At 67.3% G+C, this 20537-nt stretch carries 17 protein-coding genes and 1 pseudogene; 9 read left to right on the forward strand and 9 right to left on the reverse strand.

Annotated elements, in window-relative coordinates; all coding sequences use genetic code 11:
• Positions 1 to 120: 120 nt before the first annotated feature.
• Genes ACXI0U_RS17500 through ACXI0U_RS17515 form a run of 4 tightly spaced genes read right to left on the reverse strand, consistent with a single transcriptional unit; the run spans position 121 to position 4604 of the window.
• Positions 121 to 1101 carry a DUF4340 domain-containing protein gene (locus tag ACXI0U_RS17500; protein ID WP_350446876.1) on the reverse strand — a complete coding sequence of 327 codons (981 nt, stop codon included), beginning with the start codon at positions 1099 to 1101 and terminating at the stop codon, positions 121 to 123.
• 11 nt (positions 1102 to 1112) lie between these two features.
• A complete protein-coding gene (locus tag ACXI0U_RS17505; RefSeq protein WP_431482557.1) occupies positions 1113 to 2948 on the reverse strand; it encodes a GldG family protein in 1836 nt (611 codons plus the stop codon).
• Position 2949: 1 nt separating this feature from the next.
• On the reverse strand, positions 2950 to 3684 hold the full coding sequence (locus tag ACXI0U_RS17510; RefSeq protein WP_021219462.1) for an ABC transporter permease subunit: 735 nt from the start codon (positions 3682 to 3684) through the stop codon (positions 2950 to 2952).
• Complete coding sequence (locus ACXI0U_RS17515) at positions 3681 to 4604, reverse strand: ABC transporter ATP-binding protein (RefSeq protein ID WP_021219463.1); 924 nt, start codon at positions 4602 to 4604, stop codon at positions 3681 to 3683. The genes ACXI0U_RS17510 and ACXI0U_RS17515 overlap by 4 nt, the downstream gene beginning before the upstream one ends.
• 228 nt (positions 4605 to 4832) lie before the next feature.
• On the opposite strand from ACXI0U_RS17515, the gene plsB reads away from it, so the two are divergent.
• The 5 genes from plsB (at position 4833) to ACXI0U_RS17540 (ending at position 9479) form a co-directional block, all read left to right on the forward strand.
• Positions 4833 to 7337 (forward strand): glycerol-3-phosphate 1-O-acyltransferase PlsB, encoded by a 2505-nt coding sequence (plsB, locus tag ACXI0U_RS17520; RefSeq protein WP_374978761.1) that lies wholly within the window; start codon positions 4833 to 4835, stop codon positions 7335 to 7337.
• A 164-nt stretch (positions 7338 to 7501) separates the two neighbouring features.
• Positions 7502 to 7765 carry a hypothetical protein gene (locus ACXI0U_RS17525; protein ID WP_271658816.1) on the forward strand — a complete coding sequence of 88 codons (264 nt, stop codon included), beginning with the start codon at positions 7502 to 7504 and terminating at the stop codon, positions 7763 to 7765.
• On the forward strand, positions 7762 to 8295 hold the full coding sequence (locus tag ACXI0U_RS17530; protein WP_431482558.1) for a hypothetical protein: 534 nt from the start codon (positions 7762 to 7764) through the stop codon (positions 8293 to 8295). Before ACXI0U_RS17525 ends, ACXI0U_RS17530 begins: the two co-directional genes overlap by 4 nt.
• Positions 8296 to 8371: 76 nt before the next feature.
• Entirely contained in the window at positions 8372 to 8770 is a 399-nt protein-coding gene (locus ACXI0U_RS17535) for a YbaY family lipoprotein (RefSeq protein WP_431482559.1), read from the forward strand.
• 31 nt (positions 8771 to 8801) lie between these two features.
• Positions 8802 to 9479 carry a DUF4197 domain-containing protein gene (locus ACXI0U_RS17540; RefSeq protein ID WP_043244051.1) on the forward strand — a complete coding sequence of 226 codons (678 nt, stop codon included), beginning with the start codon at positions 8802 to 8804 and terminating at the stop codon, positions 9477 to 9479.
• A 217-nt stretch (positions 9480 to 9696) separates the two neighbouring features.
• Here the strand turns inward: ACXI0U_RS17540 and ACXI0U_RS17545 are convergent, their stop codons facing one another.
• Together ACXI0U_RS17545 and ACXI0U_RS17550 are read right to left on the reverse strand one after the other, a co-directional pair.
• The gene (locus tag ACXI0U_RS17545; RefSeq protein WP_431482560.1) at positions 9697 to 10872 is read right to left on the reverse strand and encodes an aromatic ring-hydroxylating oxygenase subunit alpha; all 1176 of its coding nucleotides are present in this window, start codon (positions 10870 to 10872) and stop codon (positions 9697 to 9699) included.
• Positions 10873 to 10896: 24 nt separating this feature from the next.
• Positions 10897 to 11499 carry a TetR/AcrR family transcriptional regulator gene (locus ACXI0U_RS17550; RefSeq protein ID WP_021219470.1) on the reverse strand — a complete coding sequence of 201 codons (603 nt, stop codon included), beginning with the start codon at positions 11497 to 11499 and terminating at the stop codon, positions 10897 to 10899.
• Positions 11500 to 11600: 101 nt separating this feature from the next.
• On the opposite strand from ACXI0U_RS17550, the gene ACXI0U_RS17555 reads away from it, so the two are divergent.
• The 3 genes and pseudogenes from ACXI0U_RS17555 (at position 11601) to ACXI0U_RS17565 (ending at position 14207) form a co-directional block, all read left to right on the forward strand.
• Positions 11601 to 12434 carry a crotonase/enoyl-CoA hydratase family protein gene (locus ACXI0U_RS17555; protein WP_431482561.1) on the forward strand — a complete coding sequence of 278 codons (834 nt, stop codon included), beginning with the start codon at positions 11601 to 11603 and terminating at the stop codon, positions 12432 to 12434.
• Between the two features lie 40 nt (positions 12435 to 12474).
• Positions 12475 to 13631 (forward strand): annotated as a pseudogene (locus ACXI0U_RS17560) (AMP-dependent synthetase/ligase); the annotation flags it as partial.
• 27 nt (positions 13632 to 13658) lie between these two features.
• Entirely contained in the window at positions 13659 to 14207 is a 549-nt protein-coding gene (locus ACXI0U_RS17565) for a hypothetical protein (protein ID WP_479551104.1), read from the forward strand.
• Between the two features lie 128 nt (positions 14208 to 14335).
• Here the strand turns inward: ACXI0U_RS17565 and ACXI0U_RS17570 are convergent, their stop codons facing one another.
• Positions 14336 to 17410 carry an efflux RND transporter permease subunit gene (locus ACXI0U_RS17570; RefSeq protein ID WP_431482563.1) on the reverse strand — a complete coding sequence of 1025 codons (3075 nt, stop codon included), beginning with the start codon at positions 17408 to 17410 and terminating at the stop codon, positions 14336 to 14338.
• A 6-nt stretch (positions 17411 to 17416) separates the two neighbouring features.
• Positions 17417 to 18520, reverse strand: a complete 1104-nt coding sequence (locus ACXI0U_RS17575) for an efflux RND transporter periplasmic adaptor subunit (RefSeq protein WP_043244048.1) — start codon at positions 18518 to 18520, stop codon at positions 17417 to 17419.
• Positions 18521 to 18613: 93 nt separating this feature from the next.
• On the opposite strand from ACXI0U_RS17575, the gene ACXI0U_RS17580 reads away from it, so the two are divergent.
• Complete coding sequence (locus ACXI0U_RS17580) at positions 18614 to 19276, forward strand: TetR/AcrR family transcriptional regulator (protein WP_316926187.1); 663 nt, start codon at positions 18614 to 18616, stop codon at positions 19274 to 19276.
• On the opposite strand, the gene ACXI0U_RS17585 is transcribed toward ACXI0U_RS17580, so the two are convergent.
• A complete protein-coding gene (locus tag ACXI0U_RS17585; RefSeq protein ID WP_431482564.1) occupies positions 19254 to 20531 on the reverse strand; it encodes a cytochrome P450 in 1278 nt (425 codons plus the stop codon). The genes ACXI0U_RS17580 and ACXI0U_RS17585 overlap by 23 nt on opposite strands.
• Positions 20532 to 20537: the final 6 nt, after the last annotated feature.

Genomic DNA, 20537 nt, shown 5'->3' on the forward strand with positions numbered 1-20537 from the left:
GCCGGCCGGCAGGGCTTTCACGCCCTTTTATGGGTCTTTCGGGTCACAAAATGGGGCACTCCCGGAGCGTTTGAAAAGCAACTTGGAAATGCCTTTCGCACACCCCGGTAGTTGCCCTTCTTACTTGGCCGAGAGCACGTCTTCGAGCCTCTTCGCCAGCGCCTGGTATTGGAACGCCTCGATGCGATAAGCCCAATCGAGACGACCCGCAACTTGCTCGCCGTCGAACTTGTCCTTGCGCTTCAACTGCATCCAGTACTGCTCGCCCTGCCCCAGGATGACCCCATCGAGCTGGCCACCCGCAAAGTCCTGCAGGCTGAACTCGAGCAACGGCTTGTCCTTGAACTGCACCTGGTCCAGCGGTGCGGCGTCGGCGAACTCCAGGTCGGCGAACAGCGTCGCCATGCCATTGGCCGCCGCCTCGTAGGCCAGCGTACGGTTGGCCGGCAGCTGGCGGACCTTGAGGTTCGCTTCGCCTTCGGCATCGCGGTAGACCGCCAGCCCATTGCCCTGGCGGAACTTCACCTCGACCTGGCGCACGCTGGCGAAGGGGATGCTGGCGATACGTCGATCCAGCCAGCCGAGCTCGGTCTCCGGCAGGGCGATACGCGTGTCGATCAGCCAGCTCTGGTTCTCGCCGGCCAGGCGCACCAGTTGTCCCTTGCCGCCTTGGCCCGGCTTGCCCACCAGCAGCACCTGCTCGGGCAGGCCTTCGCCCTGCAGCTTCACGCGGATGCCCTGGCCTTCGCCCTTGTCCGCCAGGCCGAGTTGGCCGTGCAGCTCGGGCTTGGCGGTGCGCGCCTCGATTTCCCGCGCATCCCCCAGGGCCCGCAGCAGGTCGGCCACCGGCTTGGCCGCCGCCGGGTAGCCGGCCTTGTCGGGCAGCACCCAGGTGCCGCTCTGCCGTGCCAGGCGCAGCAGTGGCTGCCCCGGGCGCTCCACCTCGATGCGGTCCACCTCGGCGAGCCGGCCCTGCAGCGCCGGTAGCAAGGGCGACGGCCCCTTCACCGCGAGAGGTTCGGGGGCCCGGTGCAGGCCGACATAGGCCAGCACCAGGGCGATGGCCACCAGGGCCAGGAACAACAGTGCCTTGCGTCCCATCGGTTCTCTCCTCAGGCCCGGCGACGACGCCAGAACCACAGCAGCAGCACGCCCAGGGTCAGCACCAGCGGAACCAGGACGATGTTGATGAGCTTGAGGGTACGGCCGAGTTTCTCGATATCGGCGTTGAGCTGGTAGTTGACCTCACGCAGCTCCTTGCGGATGCGCACCTTCTCCTGCATGAACTGCTGCAGGGTGGCCTGCTGTTCGGGGGTCAGTTCCAGAGCCTTGGTCGGGTCCTGGTTCTTCTGCAGGCTGGCCAGCTTCTCCTCGGTGTCGGCGAGGCGCTGCTGCAGCACCTGCTCCTGCTCGCGGAAGCGCGTCTCCGCCTCACGCTGCAGCGACTCGACCACGGTGAAGGGCCGGGTGAAGCGCCCCCGGGAGCGCACGCTGATCAACGCTTCGGAACCGGTCAGGTTATCCAGGGCGTTGATGGCGAAGCCGGAGTTGTCGGCCCAGGGCTGCGGCACGCGCTGGCCGAAGAAGTCCTGCACCTGCACCCACATGCGATCGCTGAGCATGTCGGTGTCGGCGACCACGATGACGTTGATGTTGTCCGCCGCCTTGAGGCCGTCCTTGTGGCCCTCGATGCCATCGGGGAAGGCGCTCTGCACCGGCCCGCCGATGCGCGCGGCGATGGCGTAGCGGTCGCCGCTGGGCTTCAGCTCGCGCATCAGCACATCGGGGTTGCGCAGGGTGGCGAAGATCCCGGCATCGAAGGGCATGGCGTATTCCGAGCTCTGGATCAGCGGCGCGAAATGGGTCTTCGCACCCTCCAGCGGGCGCAGGATGCCGGCGGTGGCGACGGTGACCGTCTCCAGGCTGGAGGTGGCGATGTCGCTGGCGTCCAGGGCCTTCTTCGGCAGGCTCAGCCAACCGACGTGGCGCGCAGGGCGCTGGCCCTCGCCCATGCTCACCGACATGGCGTAGGCGCCATCGCCCACCACCTTGCCGGGCACCATCTCCAGGCCCCAGGCCTTGAACAGCGCCGGCAGGTCGGAGGCCTTGTCCTCGCCGCCCATCTCGCCGGGCATCTGCACGCCGTGGTCGGCTTCGCTGTAGGGGTCGACGAACACCAGCAGCTTGCCGCCGCGCAGTACGAACTGGTCGATGGCGTACTGGGTCTGTTGCGAGAGGTTCTTCGGGTGCACCAGCAGCAGCACCGACACCTTGTCGGGAATCTGGTCGACGCTGGGCTTGATGCTCTCGATCTGGAACAGCTGGCGGATCTCCTCCATCACCATCCAGGGCTGACCGGGCTGGCGGGTCTGCATGTCGAAGCCGCCATTGATAGGCAGCCCGGACATCACCCCGACCACCGGCCGCTGGGGCTTGGCCAGGCTCTGCACCAGGCGGCTGATCTCGTATTCGAGGAACTCCTCCTGGTCGAGGGGGAAGAACGGGATGATCTGCCGGTCATCGACGCTGTTGGTCCCGGCCAGGCCGAAGTAGACCGAATCGCCGCCCTGCTGCAGCGGAACCGCCTGCAGGCCGAACTCGGCGGCCTTGTCCTCGTCCTCGGAGAAGGGCTCGGGGTCGACGATGTGCAGCTTGATCTTGCCGTCCGACGCCTGGGCATAGGCCTTGAGCATCTCCTCCACGCGCTTGGCGTAGTTGCGCAGCACCACCAGGTCCTTGGCGGATTTGTCGGAGTAGAAGAAGTACAGGTTGATGGGCTCGTCCAGCTCCCCGAGGATCTGCCGGGTGCCGTCGGAAATGGTGTAGAGCTTCTGCTCGGTGAGGTCGATGCGGGCGTTGGTCAGCGCCAGCCCGGAGACCATGTTGAACGCCAGGAAGGCCAGGGCGATAAGCAGCAGGCCGGCGCTGGAATACATCAGTTTCTTCATGTCAGTCGGCCTTCTTCAGATCGACCACCACAGCGGTGGCGGCCAGCCAGGCGGCGATCAGGGTGACGAAATAGAGCAGGTCGCGCAGGTCGATCACGCCCTTGCTGATGGCCTCGAAGCGGGTCAGGAAACTCAGCGAGGCCACCGCGTCCAGCAGCCATTGCGGGGCCCAGGCGCTGAAGGCGTCGAGTACCAGCGGGAAGCCGCTGACCATGAACAGGAAGCACATGACCACGGCGAGGATGAAGGCGATCACCTGGTTCTTGGCCAGCGCCGACATGCACGAGCCGATGGCCAGGTACGAGCCCGCCAGCAGCCAGCTGCCGATGTAGCCGGTGACGATGGCGCCGTTGTCCGGCTCGCCCAGGTAGTTGACCGTGACGATCATCGGGAAGGTCAGCAGCAGCGCCAGGCCGGCGAAGGCCCAGGCGGCAAGGAACTTGCCGGTGACCGCCTCGAAGCGGGTGATCGGCAACGTCATCAGCAGCTCGATGGAGCCGGACTTGCGCTCCTCCGCCCACAGGCGCATGGCGATGGCCGGCACCAGGAACAGGTAGAGCCAGGGGTGGAAGTTGAAGAAGGGCGCGAGGCTGGCCTGGCCGCTCTCGAAGAAACCACCCAGGTAGAAGGTGAAGACCCCGGACAGCACCAGGAAGATCACGATGAACACATAGGCCAGCGGCGTGGCGAAGTAGCTCGCCAGCTCGCGCTTGAATATGACCGGCAACTGCTTCATGCCGCCTCTCCCCGGGTCAGGCTGCGGAACACTTCATCCAGGCGACCCCGCTCGACATCCAGCTCCTTGACCTTCCAGCCGCGCTGGTGGATGAGCTGGTTGACCTGCGGGAAGATCACCTCGCCAGGCTTGGCCAGCACCGTCAGGCCGCTGCCGTGGGGGTTCTCCTCCACGCCGGCAACGCCCGGCAGTACCGCCAGGGCCAGCGGATCCAGGGGCTCGTCGGCCACCAGGGTCACCGCCTGGTGATAGCGCGAACGGCTCTCCAGCTCGTAGGGGGTGCCGTCGGCCACCAGCTTGCCGGCGGCGATCACCACCGCGCGGGTGCACACCGCCGCCACCTCTTCGAGGATGTGGGTGGAGATGATCACGATCTTGTCCTGGGCCAGGCTCTGGATCAGCTGGCGCACCTGGTGCTTCTGGTTGGGGTCGAGGCCGTCGGTGGGCTCGTCGAGGATCAGCACACGCGGATCATGGAGGATCGCCTGGGCCAAGCCCACGCGGCGCTTGAAGCCCTTGGACAGGGTATCGATGGACTGCCCCAGCACCTTGTCCAGCTCCACCTGGCCGGCGGCGCGGGTCACCCGCTGCTTCTTCTCGGCGCCACGGAAGCCGCGTACCTCGGCGATGAATTCGAGGAAGCCGCGCACCGTCATGTCGCCATAGCAGGGCGCACCTTCGGGGAGGTAGCCGATCTGCTGCTGGGCCTGGAGGGTGCGGGTCTGGATGTCGAAGCCGAGCACGCTCGCAGTGCCGGAGGTCGGCGCGAGGAACCCGGTGAGCATCTTCATGGTGGTGGACTTGCCGGCACCGTTCGGGCCGAGGAAGCCGAGCACCTCCCCCTGCTGGACGCCGAAGGACAGGTCATCCACCACTGTGTGCTGCGCGAAACGCTTGGTCAGTTTTTTTAGTTCGATCATGGCCTCTACCCCAAAGGGAAAAGCCCCCGGCCATGCTGGCCGCTGGGGCCTTGCAAAACGCCGGCGGACTATAAGGAGTCCCCCGGCGGCATAGCAAGACAGCAGAAGATTCCGGAAGTTTCCTGGCGGCCCCATGGTTTTCAGACCGTTAGGTGCTTTTTGCGGCTGGATGGCGAATACGGCAAACTAGCCACCCCGAGCACTCGCTCGTTCGACTACAGACTCCGTATGACCCGCTCGCCCTTCCGCCGCCTGGCCTTCGGTACCCTGCGCCGCCTCCTTTATCTCTGGGTGCGCTCGGAAACCATCAACCAGTCCGCCTTCACCCTCAAGCTCGACCGCAGCAAGCCGGTGCTCTATGTGCTCCAGCAACCTTCGGCCAGCGACCTGGCGGTGGTGGACCGGGAGTGCACCAAGGCCGGCCTGCCCCGCCCGGTGCTGCCGGTGGCGGTGGGCGACACCCTCGAGCCCGCCGCCTTCTTCTACCTGACCCCCGAACCCGGCTGGTTCGGCGGCCAGGACAAGCGCGGCACCTCGCCGACTCTGGTGCGGGTGCTCGACGCCATCCAGCAGCACGCCGTGGATGACGCGCAGATCATTCCGGTCACGGTGTTCTGGGGCCAGTCCCCGGACCGCGAGACCAGCCCCTGGAAGCTGCTGTTCGCCGACAGCTGGGCCGTCACCGGGCGCCTGCGCAAGCTGGTCAGCATCCTCATCCTCGGGCGCAAGACCCGCGTGCAGTTCTCCGCCCCCATCCACCTGCGCGAGCTGATCGCCCAGGGCAAGGGCCCGGAGCGCACCCAGCGCATGGTGCAGCGCATCCTGCGGGTGCACTTCCGCAACCAGAAGACCGCCGTCATCGGCCCCGACCTCTCCCACCGCCGCAACCTGGTCAAGGGCCTGGTGCACGCGCCCCAGGTGCGCCAGGTGATAGCCGAAGAAGCCGAACGCGAGAAGATCAGCCCGGCCAAGGCAGAGGCCCAGGCGCTGAAGTACGGCAACGAGATCGCCTCCGACTTCGCCTACACCGCCATCCGCTTCCTCGAAGTGGTGCTGAGCTGGTTCTGGAACAAGCTCTATGAAGGCATCAAGGTCAACCACATCGAAGGGGTGCAGGAGATCGCCCAGGGCCACGAAGTCATCTACGTGCCCTGCCACCGCAGCCACATCGACTACCTGCTGCTCTCCTACCTGCTGTTCCGCAACGGCCTGACCCCACCGCACATCGCGGCCGGCATCAACCTCAACATGCCGGTGATCGGTGGCCTGCTGCGTCGCGGCGGCGCCTTCTTCATGCGCCGTACCTTCAAGGGCAACCCGCTCTACACCGCGGTGTTCAACGAATACCTGCACACCCTGTTCAGCCGTGGCTTCCCGGTGGAGTACTTCGTCGAGGGCGGACGTTCGCGCACCGGCCGCATGCTCCACCCGAAAACCGGCATGCTCGCCATCACCCTGCGCAGCTTCCTGCGCTCCTCGCGCCTGCCCATCGTCTTCGTGCCGGTCTACATCGGCTACGAGCGCGTGCTGGAAGGCCGCACCTACCTGGGCGAGCTGCGTGGCGCGAGCAAGAAGAAAGAATCCATCTTCGACATCTTCAAAGTCATCGGCGCCCTCAAGCTACGCTTCGGCAGCGTCGCGGTGAACTTCGGCGAGCCGATCAAGCTCGCCGAATTCCTCGACCAGGAACAGCCGACCTGGCGCGACCAGGAACTGGGCCCGCAGTACCGCCCGGAATGGCTCAGCGACACCACCAACAAGCTGGCCACCCGCGTCGCCCGCCACCTCAACGACGCGGCGGCGATCAACCCGGTCAACCTGGTGGCCCTGGCGCTGCTGTCCACCAGCCGCCTGGCCCTGGACGAACGCGCCCTGACCCGCGTGCTCGACCTCTACCTGGCCCTGCTGCGCGCCGTGCCCTACTCGCCCCACGCCACCCTGCCGGAAGGCGATGGCCAGGCGCTGATCCAGTACGTGCAGAGCATGAACCTGCTGGCCGAGCAGAAGGACGCCCTGGGCAAGATCCTCTACCTGGACGAGCAGAACGCCGTCCTGATGACCTACTACCGCAACAACGTGCTGCACATCTTCGCCCTGCCGGCGCTGCTCGCCAGCTTCTTCCAGAGCAGCGGGCGCATGAGCCGCGAGCAGATCCTGCGCTACACCCGCGCGCTCTACCCCTACCTGCAGGCCGAACTGTTCATCCGCTGGAACCTGGACGAGCTGGATGCCGTGGTCGACCAGTGGCTGGAGGCCTTCGTCGAACAGGGGCTGCTGAAGTTCGAGAACGAAACCTATGTGCGCCCGGCGCCGAGCTCGCGCCAATTCGTGCTGCTGACGCTGCTCTCGCGCTCCATCGCCCAGACCCTGCAACGCTTCTACATGGCCATCGCCCTGCTGCTCAACGCCGGGCAGAACCAGCTGGCCGCCGAGGAACTGGAAGACCTGTGCACCGTGATGGCCCAGCGCCTGTCGATCCTCCACGGCCTCAACGCCCCGGAGTTCTTCGACAAGAGCCTGTTCCGCCACTTCATCCAGACCCTCCTCGACCAGCGCGTGCTGCGCCAGGACGAAGCCGGCAAGCTCAGCTACCACCCAGCCCTGGGTGACCTCGCCGAAGGCGCGGCCAAGCGCGTGCTGCCGGCCGAGATCCGCCTGTCGATCCGCCAGGTCGCCCTGGAACGCCAGGGCGAAGTGGACGCCGAAGCCGAAGCGCCCGCCGAAGCCAGCTGACCCCCAAGCCGGCCCCGCCCGGGGCCGGCCTTGTTTCACCCTGTCGATTTAGAGAACTCGCCTACAGGCTGCATCGGAGCGTGCCGAACGGCTGCCGTGCGGCCGCTCAGTACCATGACCGACCTGCGCTACGCAGGACTCCACCCACAGGGACGGTGCCGACCATGCTGCTGAGATCAATCCCCATCCATAACGCCGACGGCCAGGTCGTCAACGCCGCCATCCTCTGCTGCTTCGGGATCGCCGCCCTGGAGCGCGACTTCCTCCTCTACACCCTCGACGAAGCCCAGCCCGGCCAGCGCTGCAAGGCCTACATCGCCGAAATCCGCATCCACCCCGAGGGCTACAGCCTCGACACCATCGACGCCGAGCACTGGCCCCAGGTGAAACGGGTGCTCAAGGAACTGACCCGGGAGCGCACGCCATGACCGCGCGTCGGAAGCCCCTGGAATTCCACCTGTTGAACCTCAAGGCGCTGCCGCTGATCGAGCCGGTGGAGCCGAGCCGCCTGGAAGAACACCGCTCCGTGCTGCTCGGCAAGGACGCCCTGACACGGCTCATGGCGGTGGCCGGCAAGGTGTCCCGCCAGCCGCAAGGCAGCACCTGGTCCATCCCCGCCCAGCCCCAGGCCGCAGCGCGCCCCTCGTCTGCCCGGGAAGCGCGCCTGCAACAGCTGGAACACCACCTCGTCGAACGCCTGGCCCGATTCAAGGCCCTCAGCGAAGCGCGCGCCCGGGAGTTCGCCAGGCGTGACGCCGAGCAGCGCACCCAGGCGAAAAACCTGCGGGCGGAGGCTGCCAGGCTCGCTGGCCGGGCCGCCGAACTGGACGAGCGCGAGGCGGATCTGCACCGCAGAAGCCTGACCCTTGCGCAGCAGCTGGAACAGCTGATCAACGCCCGGCAGCGCCTGCAGACGATCACCCAGGCCCTGGACGACCGCCCACCGCTCGAGGACTGACGGGCACTCGGGGCTGTACCCCCGCCCCCTGGCTTCTATAGTGTGTGTATCGCTGTCCATCGAACCACGAGGCCCCATGAAGTCCCCCAGCCTGCTGCTCGCCAGCGCCCTGCTCGTCGCCTGCACCACCGTCCAGCCCCCGACCCAGGCCCATCTCAATGGCGAGGTCTTCTACCTGCAACGCAGCGCCTTGCCGCCGGATGCCACGCTGCGCGTCTCGCTGCAGGACGTCTCGCTGGCCGATGCCCCCGCCCGCGAGCTCGCCTACCAGCAGGGCCGGGTCGAAGGCCAGGTGCCCCTGCCCTTCCAGCTCAGCTACGACCCGGCCAACCTGCAGCCCGGCCATGACTATGCGGTGAGCGCGCGCATCGAGCGCGACGGCAAGCTGCTGTTCATCAGCACCGAGCGCCACTCGGTTAAACTCGACGGCAGCGACCCGCAGCACCTGCGCATCAAGGTCGATGCCGTTCCCTGACAACCCGCCTTTCCGCCACAAGGATGCCGCCATGTTCCGACTCACCACCCTGGTCGCCGGCCTCGCCCTCTCCGCCAGCGCCTTCGCCCTCTCCCTCAGCGACCTCAGCCAGCAGGACGCCAGCGGCGGCCTCAAGGACGCGCTCACCCAGGGCGCCAAGGTCGCCGTGCAGCAACTCGGCAAGCCGGGCGGCTTCAGCGAAAACCCCGAAGTGCGCATCGAGCTGCCGGGCAAACTCGGCAAGGCCGCCAAGACCATGAAGATGATGGGCATGGGGGCCCAGGTCGACCAGCTGGAAGCCAGTATGAACAAGGCCGCCGAAGCCGCTGTGCCGGAAGCCCAGGCGCTGCTGGTGGACGCGGTGAAGAAGATGACCGTGCAGGACGCCAAGGGCATCCTCTCCGGTCCTGAAGACTCCGCGACCCAGTACCTGAACAAGACCAGCCGCGAACAGCTGCGCGCCAAGTTCCTGCCCATCGTCAAGAAAGCCACCGACCAGGTCGGCCTGGCCAAGCAGTACAACAGTTTCGCCGGCCAGGCCGCGAGCTTCGGTGTGGTCGACGCCAAGAGCGCCAACATCGAGAGCTACGTGACCGAAGAAGCCCTCGACGGCCTGTTCAAGATGATCGCCGACCAGGAAGCCAGCATCCGCAAGAACCCCGCCGCTGCCGCCACCGGCCTGGCGAAGAAGGTCTTCGGCGTGCTCTGAGCCTCAGCCCGAAACGAAAAAGCCCGGCCAAGCGCCGGGCTTTTCTGTTCAAGCACCGTAGGTTGGCGCCGAGCGCAGCGAGGCCCAACGTGCCCGGGTTCAACCCAACCTGCAAATGCCTTATGGGAGTTGCCCCGTGGGAGCGAATTCATTCGCGAAAAGAGCCCGCACCCGGCATCGCATCTGGGTGGCCCCATGTGCGATGGATTGGCCCAACCTACGTCCCCGGCGAAACCGCACCGCCCACCACCTCGACGCGGGACTCCCCCAGCGCCTCATCCAGCCCCTGGTGGAACCAGCGCAGCGCCTGCTCGTAGCGCCCATGCCAGAGGCGGTCGCTGGCGCCGGCGCGGATGCCGTTCTGCACCCGTGCAGCCATGGCGAAGTCTTCCTCCAGGGCGGAATAGAGGATCTCGTTGTTCTTCTCGAAATAGCGCCGGGCCTTGTCCGTCGCCGGTTCTTCCAGCAGCAGGTTGTAGCCCAGCACGCGGGTGGCCAGCGGGCCGTCAGGGAAGACACTGGAGAAGTCGATGTGGTCCGGCTCCACCAGCACCAGGGTGTTGGGCCAGATGAAGTACAGCAGGTTGCCATGGCGGCGCAGGTCCCACTCGGATTCCGGCTGCTCCAGCACCTCGCGCAGGTTGCGCTTCACGTAGTAGTTGCGGATGTGCCGGCCGAAGCGCTCAAACAGCCCCAGGTTGGGCCAGAACAGGGGGTCGATGGTGGCCTGGTGCGCCTTGGCCACGTGGTAGTTCTCCAAGAAGGTGTCGATGGTCAACTTCCAGTTCACCGGCCGGCGGATGTCGCGCGGGTCGAAGAGCACCTGCCCCTCCAGGGCGAAGCTGCTGAAGTCGGCCATCAGCTCGGGGCCGAAGAACGCCGGCATGTCCAGTGCGGGGCCGGGCGAGTGGCGCGCCCAGATGGCGCCGAAACATTCGGCCACCGGCACCTCGGTGAGGTTCAGGCAACCACGGTCGACGCCCTCGAAACCATAGCCATGGGGAATGCCGCGCAGTTGCCCATCGGGGTTGTAGGCCCAGGCGTGGTAGGGGCAGACGAACACCCGGTTGGCACCTTCCGCCTCCGCCACCAACTGGGTGCCACGGTGCTTGCAGACGTTGAGGAAGCCGCGCAACCGCCCCGCCTCGTCACGCACCAGCAGCAATGGCGCCAGCAGGTCCCGGGTGATGAAGCGCCCCGCCGTCACCTCGCTGGAGCGCGCCACCAGCAGCGGCTCGCGGCGCAGCACCTCGTCCCGCTCACGCCGGTAACGCGCCTCGTCGAGGTAGCTGTCCACCGCCAGCGATGAAGGCGCCTCCAGGCAGTCGGATTGTCCTCGCTCGGCCAGCGCCAGCGTCTTCTTCAGCAGTTCCACCTGTGTCGCGTGCTGCATGCCTGCCTCTTCTTGTTGTTGGGGTCATGTCGGCTGGAGTGGCGCCAGGGCACCCCGGATGAAATGCCAGAGCTGCCGCGACAGCTGATCGGCCGGCGGGCGCGGCGAGCGGCCGAGGGCTTCGAGCAGGGCCTGGTGCATGCCGCCGAGGATCATCGCCGAGACCAGCTCCGGGTCGAGGCTGGCGTTCAGCTGCCCGGCAACCTGGCCCCGGCGGATGTTGTCGGCGCCCTGGCGTACGTTCTCGGTGATGCGCCGAGCTTCCAGCGCGGCCACCTCCGGCTCCCGCGCCAGGCTCACCAACAGCAGCGGTGCCAGGGGCTCGGCGTAGACGAACTGCACCGCGCGGCGCACCCGCTGCTCCTCGCGGCTGCACCAGTCCTCGGCGCCGGGCAGCGGGTCGGCGACCATCACCTCGGCCTGGTAGCGGTCGTGGAAGTCCTCGGCCACCGCGGCCAGCAGCCCGGCGCGGGAGGCGAAGTAGCGGTAGATCAGCCCCACCGAGACGCCGGCCCGCTCCGCCACCCGCCCCACCTCCAGGCCGCCGCCGAGCTCCAGCAATTCGTCGCGGGCAGCGTCCAGCAGGCTGGCACGGGTTCTCTGGGCCTTGGGGGAAAGATCGGTCATGGGGCTCTCGATAAAGCGCTGGACAGGAAAAGTGAATTCAGTTTACTTATTTCTCCCGACACGCCAAGCCCCGATCCAATAAAAAACCACGGAGCGCTTCCATGACCGATTCCACCGTCCACTACGCGGTCGACGGCCGCATCGCCACCCTCACCCTCAACCGCCCCGAGCGGCTCAACGCCATCGACGACCGCCTCCCCGCCGACCTCGAAGCCGCCGTGCTGCGCGCCAATGCCGACGACGCGGTGCACGTGATCGTCCTCACCGGGGCCGGCCGTGGTTTCTGCAGCGGCTACGACCTCAAGTTCTTCGCCGAGAACCCGCGCGGCATCTACGGCAGCCAGGAAATGCCCTGGGACCCGATGGTCGACTACGCGCTGATGAAGAAGAACACCGAGCACTTCATGAGCCTGTTCCGCAGCTACAAGCCGGTGATCGCCAAGGTGCAGGGCCCGGCGGTGGCCGGCGGCAGCGACATCGCCCTGTGCTGCGACCTGATCCTGATGGCCGACGAAGCGGTGATCGGCTATCCGCCGGCGCGGGTCTGGGGCTGCCCGACCACCGCCATGTGGGTCTACCGCCTGGGCCCGGAGAAGGCCAAGCGCATGCTCCTCACCGGCGACCTCATCGACGGCCGCGAGGCCCAGCGCCTGGGCCTGGTCTACCAGAGCGTGCCCCTGGCCGAGCTGGACGCGGCGGTGGAAGCGCTCACCGCGCGCATGCAGGGCATCCCCCGTAACCAGCTGATGATGCAGAAGCTGATGATCAACCAGGCCTTCCACAACATGGGCCTGGAAACCACGCAAATGTTCGCCACACTGTTCGACGGCATCACCCGCCACAGCCCGGAAGGCGTGCGCTTCAAGGCGCGTTGCGAGGAAGTCGGGTTCGCCCAGGCGGTGAAGGAACGCGACTCGGGCCAGCCGATTCCCTGAACCGTTCCCGCCCGTCCAACCCGAGTACAGGAGGTGTTCGATGACGACGCAGCAACCGCCGGCCGATCTCCCCAGCATTCCCGCCCTGCTCGCCTGGCGCGCCCGGCAAACGCCCGACTGGCCCGCCGCCCAGGTGCGGGCAAACGACGCCTGGCGCAGCCTCGACTGGGGCACCGTGGCACAACGTAGCGAGGCCCTGGCCAGGGCCCTGGTCGCCGCCAGCGTCGAGCCCGGTGACCGCGTGGCGATCTGGTGCCGCACCCGCCTCGAATGGAGCCTGCTGGACTTCGCCGTGCTCATGGCCGGCGCCGTCAGCGTCGGCCTCTACCCGAGCCTCACCCTGGCGCAGGCGGCCCAGCAACTGCAGCGTGCGGATTGCCGCCTGCTGTTCGTCGAGCGCCTGGAACAGGCCCGTGGCGTCTCGCTGCCGGGCTTGCGCGTGGTGGCCATCGACACCGAGGCGGACGGCGCCGCGACGGGCCTGGAGGCCTTCATCGCCGAGGGCAACGGGGTGAGCGCCGAGCAGGTCCATCAGCGCTGGCAGGCTCTCCACCGCCAGGCCCTGGCCAACCTGGTGTTCACCTCCGGCACCACCGGCGAGCCCAAGGCCGCCATGCTCAGCCACGGCAACCTGCTGGCCGCCATCGCTGCCTACCAGCTGCCACCCCCGCGCTACACCGGGCTCGCCTTCCTGCCCATGGCCCATGTCGGCGAACGGGTGATCGGTCACTACCAGCGCCTCTGGTGTGGCGCCCAGGCCGCCTACGTGCCGGACATCAACGACGTGCCCCGGGCCATCGCCGAGGTGCAGCCGGATTTCTTCGGCAGCGTGCCCAGGCTCTTCGAGAAGCTCCACGCCGCCGTCATGGCCCAGCGTCAGACCCTGGCGCCCGGCAAGCGCCGCGTGCTCGATTGGGCCCTGCGCACCGGCATCCGCCAGCGCGGCGGGCTGCGCCTGCAACTGGCCCGGCGTCTGGTGCTCAACGGCCTGCGCCAGCGTCTGTTCGGCTCGCGCATCCGCGCCCTGGTCAGCGGTGGCGCGCCGCTGGACGCCGAGCTGGTGAACTTCTTCGCCGCCCTCGGCCTGCCCCTGTACGAAGGCTGGGGATGTCCGAATCCACCGCCTTTCTCACCAGCAACGAAGGCGGCCCGAACAAGGCCGGCTCGGTGGGCCGGCCCCTGCCCGGCGTGGAGGTACGCATCGCCGACGACGGCGAGGTGCTGGTGCGCGGCCCCCATGTGTTCCAGGGCTACTTCCAGCAACCGGAGAAGACCGCCGAAACCTTCACCCTCGATGGCTGGCTGCGCAGCGGCGACCTGGGGCGGATCGACGCCACCGGCTACCTCTGGCTGACCGGTCGCAAGAAGGAACTGATCATCACCGCCGGCGGCAAGAACATCGCCCCAACGCCCATCGAGACGCGCCTCAAGCAGCACCCGCTGGTGGAGCAGGCGCTGGTGCACGGGGACCGGCGCAAGCACCTCAGCGCCCTGCTCGCCCTGGAGCCGCAGAGCCTGGCCATCTGGGCGAAACGCCAGGGCCTGGCGGGCGATGCCGAGGCCTGGCTGCAGGCACCGGCGTTGCTGGCGGAGCTGCAGGGGCACATCGACACCATCAACGCCGAGCTGTCCCAGGTGGAGCGGATCAAGACCTGGGCCCTGCTGCCGCGCCTGCTCAGCCAGGAGCAGGACGAACTGACGCCGACGCAGAAGCTCAAGCGCCCGGTGGTGGAGCGCAACTTCGCGTTGCTGCTGGATGGGATGTACGAGTGAATCGATGGGGTTCGCTGCGCTCTACACCCACCTACGGACAGTCCGTAGGTTGGCGCCGAGCGCAGCGAGGCCCAACGCGCGGTGCCTGAAGTGGCATCGCAACGTTGGGCCTCGTACCTCAGCCCGGCCTACACGGCGCGGGGCACTTCCTTGACCCGGAACCAGGCCGCGTAGAGCGCCGGCAGGAACAGCAGGGTCAGCGCCGTGGCGACGATCAGGCCGCCCATGATGGCGACGGCCATGGGGCCGAAGAACACACTGCGCGACAGCGGGATCATCGCCAGCACCGCCGCCAGGGCGGTGAGCACGATGGGCCGGAAGCGGCGCACCGTGGCTTCGATGATGGCGTGCCACTTGTCCAGGCCGGCGCTGATGTCCTGCTCGATCTGGTCCACCAGGATCACCGAGTTGCGCATGATCATCCCCGCCAGGGCGATGGTGCCGAGCATCGCCACGAAGCCGAAGGGCTGGCGGAACACCAGGAGGAACAGGGTCACCCCGATCAGCCCCAGGGGTGCGGTGAGGAACACCATCGCCGTACGCGAGAAGCTCTTCAGCTGCAGCATCAGCAACGTCAGCACCACGACTATGAACAGCGGCACGCCGGCGTTCACCGACTTCTGCCCACGGGCCGAGTCCTCCACCGTGCCGCCCACGTCCAGCAGGTAGCCGTCGGGCAGTTCGGCGCGGATCGGTTCCAGGGTCGGCAGGATCTGCGTCACCAGGCTGGCCGGCAGCGACTTGTCGTAGATGTCGGCGCGCACGGTCACGGTGGGCAGGCGGTTGCGGTGCCAGATGATGCCTTCCTCGAAGCCGTATTCCAGGGTGGCGATCTGCGACAGGGGCACGCTCTTGCCGCTGTCGGTGGGCACCGCCAGGCTCGGCAGCAGGGCCAGCTCCTGGCGCTCACGCGGGGTGCCGCGCAGGAGGATGTCGATCAACTCGTTGTCCTCGCGGAACTGGCTGACCGTGGAGCCGGTGAGCGAGCTCTGCAGGAAGCGCGACAGGTCGGCGGTGCTCACGCCCAGGGCGCGGGCGCGGTCCTGGTCGATGTTCAGGCGCACCACCTTGCTCGGCTCTTCCCAGTCCAGGTGCACGTTCACCACGTGGGGGTTCTCGCGCACCTTGTCGGCCACCTTGCGGGCGTAGGCGCGGACTTCGTCGATGTGCTCGCCGGAGACGCGGAACTGCACCGGGTAACCCACGGGCGGGCCGTTCTCCAGGCGCGAGACGCGGCTGCGCAGGCTGGGGAACTCGTCGTTGAGCGTCTGGATCAGCCAGCTGCGCAGGGCCTCGCGGTCCTCGATGGTCTTGGCCAGCACCACGAACTGGGCGAAGCTCGCCGCCGGCAGTTGCTGGTCCAGCGGCAGGTAGAAGCGCGGCGAACCGGTGCCCACGTAGGCCACGTAGTTATCCACACCCGAGTGCTCCTTGATCATCTTCTCCAGGCGCGTCACTTCGGCTTCGGTGTTGCTCAGCGAGGAGCCCTCGCCCAGCTTCAGGTCGACCATCAGCTCCAGGCGCCCGGAGGCCGGGAAGAACTGCTGGGGCACGAAGCGGAACATCGCGATGGCGGCGACGAAGGCCACCAGGGTCAGCACGATCACCGTCTTGCGCCGACGCACGCACCACTCCACCACGCGCCGCACGCGCTGGTAGAAGGGCGTCGCATAGGGGTCGTGGGCGCCACTGCCGCCATGCTTCTCGGCGTGGCGCTTGGCCAGGTCCGGCAGCAGGCGGTCACCCAGGTAGGGCACGAAGACCACGGCGGCGATCCAGGACACCAGCAGGGCGATGGTCACCACCTGGAAGATCGAACGGGTGTATTCGCCGGTGCCCGATTGCGCGGTGGCGATGGGCAGGAAGCCGGCGGCGGTGATCAGGGTGCCGGTGAGCATGGGGAAGGCCGTACTGGTCCAGGCGTAGCTGGCCGCCTTGAGCCGGTCGTAGCCCTGCTCCATCTTGATGGCCATCATCTCCACCGCGATGATCGCGTCGTCCACCAGCAAGCCCAGCGCCAGCACCAGCGCGCCGAGGGAAATCTTGTGCAGGCCGATGCCCAGGTAGTACATGGCGGCGAAGGTCATCGCCAGTACCAGGGGGATCGACAGCGCCACCACCAGGCCGGTGCGCAGGCCCAGGGAGAAGAAGCTCACCAGCAGCACGATGATCAGCGCCTCGGTGAGCACGCGGACGAACTCGCCCACGCCGGTCTTCACCGCCGCCGGCTGGTCGGAGACCTTGCGCAGCTGCATACCGGCCGGGAGGGTTTCCTGCAGGCGGGCGAACTCGCCTTCCAGGGCCTGGCCGAGGATGAGGATGTCACCGCCCGCCTTCATCGAGACCGCGAGGCCGATGGCGTTTTCGCCCATAAAGCGCATGCGCGGCGCGGGTGGGTCGTTGAAGCCACGGTGCACGTCGGCGACATCGCCGATGCGGAAGGTGCGGTCACCCACGCGGATGGGGAAGTCGCGAATCTCCTTCACCGAGTCGAAGCGCCCGCTGACGCGCAACTGCACGCGGTCGCTGGCCGTCTCGAAGAAGCCGGCGGCGGCCACGGCGTTCTGCTCTTCCAGCGCCTGCTGCACGGCGGCCAGCGGCAGGCCCAGGGTGGCGGCCTTGGTGTTGGAGAGCTCGATCCAGATCTTCTCGTCCTGCAGGCCGAGCAGCTCGACCTTGCCCACGTCCTTGACCCGCTGCAGTTGCAGCTGGATGCGGTCGGCGTAGTCCTTGAGCACGGCGTAGTCGAAGCCCTCGCCGGTCAGTGCATAGATGTTGCCGAAGGTGGTGCCGAATTCGTCGTTGAAGAACGGCCCCTGGATGCCCTGGGGCAAAGTGTGGCGAATGTCGCTGACCTTCTTGCGCACCTGGTACCAGAGCTCGGGGATCTCGTTGGAATGCATCGAGTCCCGCGCGAGGAAGGTCACCTGGGATTCGCCGGGGCGGGAGAAGGAAATGATCTTGTCGTACTCGCCGGTCTCCATGAGCTTCTTTTCGATGCGCTCGGTGACCTGGCGGGACACTTCCTCGGCGCTGGCGCCGGGCCAGTTGGTGCGGATCACCATGGCCTTGAAGGTGAAGGGCGGGTCTTCGCTCTGCCCCAGCTTGGTGTAGGAGATCGCACCGACTATGCCCAGCAGCAGCATGATGTAGAGGACGATCTGACGGTTCTTCAGCGCCCAGGCGGAAAGGTTGAAGTTCACTCTGCCCTACTCCTTGGCGATCAGCTTCACCGCGCGGTTGGCGCGGTCCACGGGGCGGACTTCCTGGCCTTCACGCAGCACCTGGACACCGGCGGCGACCACCCAGTCCTCGGGCTTCAGGCCTTCGAGCACCGGTACGCGGTCTTCACCGTAGGGGCCGACGCGCACGGGGCGGCGTTCGATCTTCGAGCTGTCGGGGTTCACCACCCAGACGTAAGGCGCACCGGCTTCGGCGGTGAGCGCCGAGAGCGGTACCGACAGCGGCACCTCACCGTTGGCCTGGATGTAGACGCGGGCGCTCTGGCCCAGCTCGGCGGGCACCTCGCCGGCGGTGAAGGCGATGCGCGCGGCGAAGGTGCGCGACTGCTGGTCGGCAGCCGGCGAGAGTTCGCGGATGCGCCCGGGGAAACGCTTGTCGGGCTGCGACCAGAGTTCGACGGCCACTTCCTGGCCGATCTTGAAGCGGTCGATGGCGTGCTCCGGCAGACTGATCAGCACTTCGCGCTCGCCGTCGGCGGCCAGGGTGAACACGGTCTGCCCGGCCGCCACCACCTGGCCCACTTCCGCGCGGCGGGTGGCGATCACGCCGTTCTGCGAGGCGCGCAGCACGGCATAGCCGGCCTGGTTGCTGGCCACGTTGAATTCGGCCTGGATCTGTTTCAGCCGCGCCTCGCCGGAGCGGTACTGGTTTTCGACGTTGTCGAACTGCGAGGGGCTGATGAGCTTGCGGTCCAGCAGGGTCTTGTAGCGGTCACGCTCGGCGCGCACCAGCTTGAGGTTGGCCTCGGCCGCCGTCACCTGGGCGCGGGAGGCTTCCAGTTGCAGGCGCACATCCTGCGGGTCGAGTTCGGCCAGCGGCTGCTCGGCCTTCACCCGGTCCCCCACGTCCACCAGTCGCCGGGTGATCTTGCCGCCGATGCGGAACGCCAGTTCCGGCTCCAGCCTGGCGCGCACTTCGCCCGGGTAGGTCACCATCGCGTCGCCGGCGGGCTGTGGCTGCACCACCATGGCCGGGCGTATCGATTGCTGGACGGTCTCGCTGTTGCCACAGGCACCGACGAGCAAAGAGAGTGTCAAAGGCAGAGCGAGGGGCAGGACATGGCGGAACATGGTGTATGACCTTTCGCAAAAGTGCTGTTGGAATATTTATACTGCCGAGTATAGTAAAAATAGCAAACTCACCAGTCCAGTATTTAAACGCGAATGTCTGACAAAACTTTACAAGCCAGCGGCCCCGGCCGCCCCAAGGACCCGGCCAAGCGTGCGGCGATCCTCGAGGCGGCCAAGTCGCTGTTCCTCAGCAAGGGTTACGACGGCAGCAGCATGGACGCCATCGCCGCCGAAGCCGGGGTCTCCAAACTCACCGTGTACAGCCACTTCACCGACAAGGAGACGCTGTTCTCCGCCGCGGTGAAGGCCAAGTGCATGGAGCAGTTGCCGGAGCTGCTGTTCGAATTGCCCCTCGGTGGGACCATCGAAACTGTGCTACGCAACATCGGCATGGGTTTCCAGGCGCTGATCAACAGCAGCGAGTCCATCGAACTGCACCGTTTGATGGCCACCCTGGGCAACCAGGACCCGAAGCTCTCGAAGCTGTTCTTCGATGCCGGCCCGCAGCAGATCCTCAATGAGATGGAGCGCCTGCTGATCCAGGCGGACAAGGCCGGCAAGCTGCGCATCGACAAGCCGATCAACGCCGCCGAGCACTTCTTCTGCCTGATCAAGGGCGGGCACAACTTCCGCCTGCTGATCGGCTGCGCCACGCCCCTCCAGGGTGAAGAGGCCGAGCAGCATGTGCAGGAAGTGGTGGAGCTGTTCCTCCGCGCCTACCGCGCCGAGGACATCACCCCCGCCGCACGAACCTGACCCGCGCCCGCTTGGGCCGCAGGGAGAACCAGCCCTGGGGCTCGATCGGCCCCAGCGGCTCGACGTCCCAGTGCTCGACCCACCAGGCCAGGGACACCGCCAGGTCCATCATCGCCATGGCCGTGCCCGGGCAGGCGCGATCCCCCAGCCCGAAGGGGAAGTAGGCGCCCTTGGGCCAGGTCGAAGGCTCGATGAAGCGTTGCGGGCGGAACTCCAGCGGCGCCTCGAACCAGCGCGGGTCGCGGTGGGTGATCCAGCTCGACAGCATGACGATGTCGCCCTTCTTCAAGCCCTGGCCGAACACCTCCACGTCCGCCGTCAGTTGCCGGGGCACCAGGCCATAGGCCGGCGGGTAGATGCGCAGGCTTTCCTGGATCACCGCCCGCAGCAGCGGGCACTGGCGCAGGTCGGCCACGCCCTGTACCCGGCTCCAGTCCACACCCTTGAGTTCGTCCCGCAGTGCCTCGCGCACCTCCGGGTGCTGGGCCAGCAGCAGCTGCGCCCAGGTCAGGGTCGCACCGGTGGACTGGTGCCCCGCCATCAGCAGCGTGGCCAGTTCGTCGCGCTGCACCGCCAGCGGGCGGGGTGATTCGTCAGCGCAGCGCCCTACCACTTCCTGCAGTTGCGCCAGGGCCCAGCGCTTGCGCGGGCAGAGCTTGCTGGGGAACCAGTGCCCCAGGGGAATACCGGTGCTGGTCTCCAGCAGCGCCACCCGCGACAGCAGGCGCACCGCGCGGGCCACGCGGAACGCGTCGGGCTCCAGGTCGATCTCGAAGAGCGCGCGCCCGGTGAGGGTGACGCTGTAGGCGGCCATTTCCAGGTCGAGGTCGCGCTCGGCACCGGGCTCGATGCCCTCGCTCCAGCGCTCCGCCAGTTGCAGGATCTCAGCGGCCGAAGGCGCGGCGATATGCGGCCGCATTTCCTTGCGCCGCTCACGGGCCGGTTCACCCTCGCGCATCATGAAACTGCGCCCGTTCCACTGGCGCATCATGCACAGGCTGGGTTCCCAGCGTTTCAGGTGTTCGCGGTGGTCGACCATCAGCTCCTGCACCGCCCGGGGGTGGAACAGGCACCAGAGCCGGCTCAGCCCCATGCGCGTGACCGCCATGTCCGGCTGCTCGGCGTGCACCTTCTGCAACCAGGCCAGCGGGTCGCGCTGCATGGCCAGCCAATGGCGGGCACCGGCACGGTCATCGCCGACCCAGGGCAGGTGCGCCAGGGTGCGGCGGATGGGGCAGCGGATGGCGTCGTCCATGGAATC

It is taken from the genome of Pseudomonas sp. C9D1, assembly GCF_056491235.1.

Bases quoted from the DNA above. Each gene is read 5' to 3' on its own strand.
- ACXI0U_RS17500 (WP_350446876.1), bottom strand. From the start codon at position 1,101: ATGGGACGCAAGGCACTGTTGTTCCTGGCCCTGGTGGCCATCGCCCTG.
- ACXI0U_RS17505 (WP_431482557.1), bottom strand. From the start codon at position 2,948: ATGAAGAAACTGATGTATTCCAGCGCCGGCCTGCTGCTTATCGCCCTG.
- ACXI0U_RS17510 (WP_021219462.1), bottom strand. From the start codon at position 3,684: ATGAAGCAGTTGCCGGTCATATTCAAGCGCGAGCTGGCGAGCTACTTC.
- ACXI0U_RS17515 (WP_021219463.1), bottom strand. From the start codon at position 4,604: ATGATCGAACTAAAAAAACTGACCAAGCGTTTCGCGCAGCACACAGTG.
- plsB (WP_374978761.1), top strand. From the start codon at position 4,833: ATGACCCGCTCGCCCTTCCGCCGCCTGGCCTTCGGTACCCTGCGCCGC.
- ACXI0U_RS17525 (WP_271658816.1), top strand. From the start codon at position 7,502: ATGCTGCTGAGATCAATCCCCATCCATAACGCCGACGGCCAGGTCGTC.
- ACXI0U_RS17530 (WP_431482558.1), top strand. From the start codon at position 7,762: ATGACCGCGCGTCGGAAGCCCCTGGAATTCCACCTGTTGAACCTCAAG.
- ACXI0U_RS17535 (WP_431482559.1), top strand. From the start codon at position 8,372: ATGAAGTCCCCCAGCCTGCTGCTCGCCAGCGCCCTGCTCGTCGCCTGC.
- ACXI0U_RS17540 (WP_043244051.1), top strand. From the start codon at position 8,802: ATGTTCCGACTCACCACCCTGGTCGCCGGCCTCGCCCTCTCCGCCAGC.
- ACXI0U_RS17545 (WP_431482560.1), bottom strand. From the start codon at position 10,872: ATGCAGCACGCGACACAGGTGGAACTGCTGAAGAAGACGCTGGCGCTG.
- ACXI0U_RS17550 (WP_021219470.1), bottom strand. From the start codon at position 11,499: ATGACCGATCTTTCCCCCAAGGCCCAGAGAACCCGTGCCAGCCTGCTG.
- ACXI0U_RS17555 (WP_431482561.1), top strand. From the start codon at position 11,601: ATGACCGATTCCACCGTCCACTACGCGGTCGACGGCCGCATCGCCACC.
- ACXI0U_RS17575 (WP_043244048.1), bottom strand. From the start codon at position 18,520: ATGTTCCGCCATGTCCTGCCCCTCGCTCTGCCTTTGACACTCTCTTTG.
- ACXI0U_RS17580 (WP_316926187.1), top strand. From the start codon at position 18,614: ATGTCTGACAAAACTTTACAAGCCAGCGGCCCCGGCCGCCCCAAGGAC.
- ACXI0U_RS17585 (WP_431482564.1), bottom strand. From the start codon at position 20,531: ATGGACGACGCCATCCGCTGCCCCATCCGCCGCACCCTGGCGCACCTG.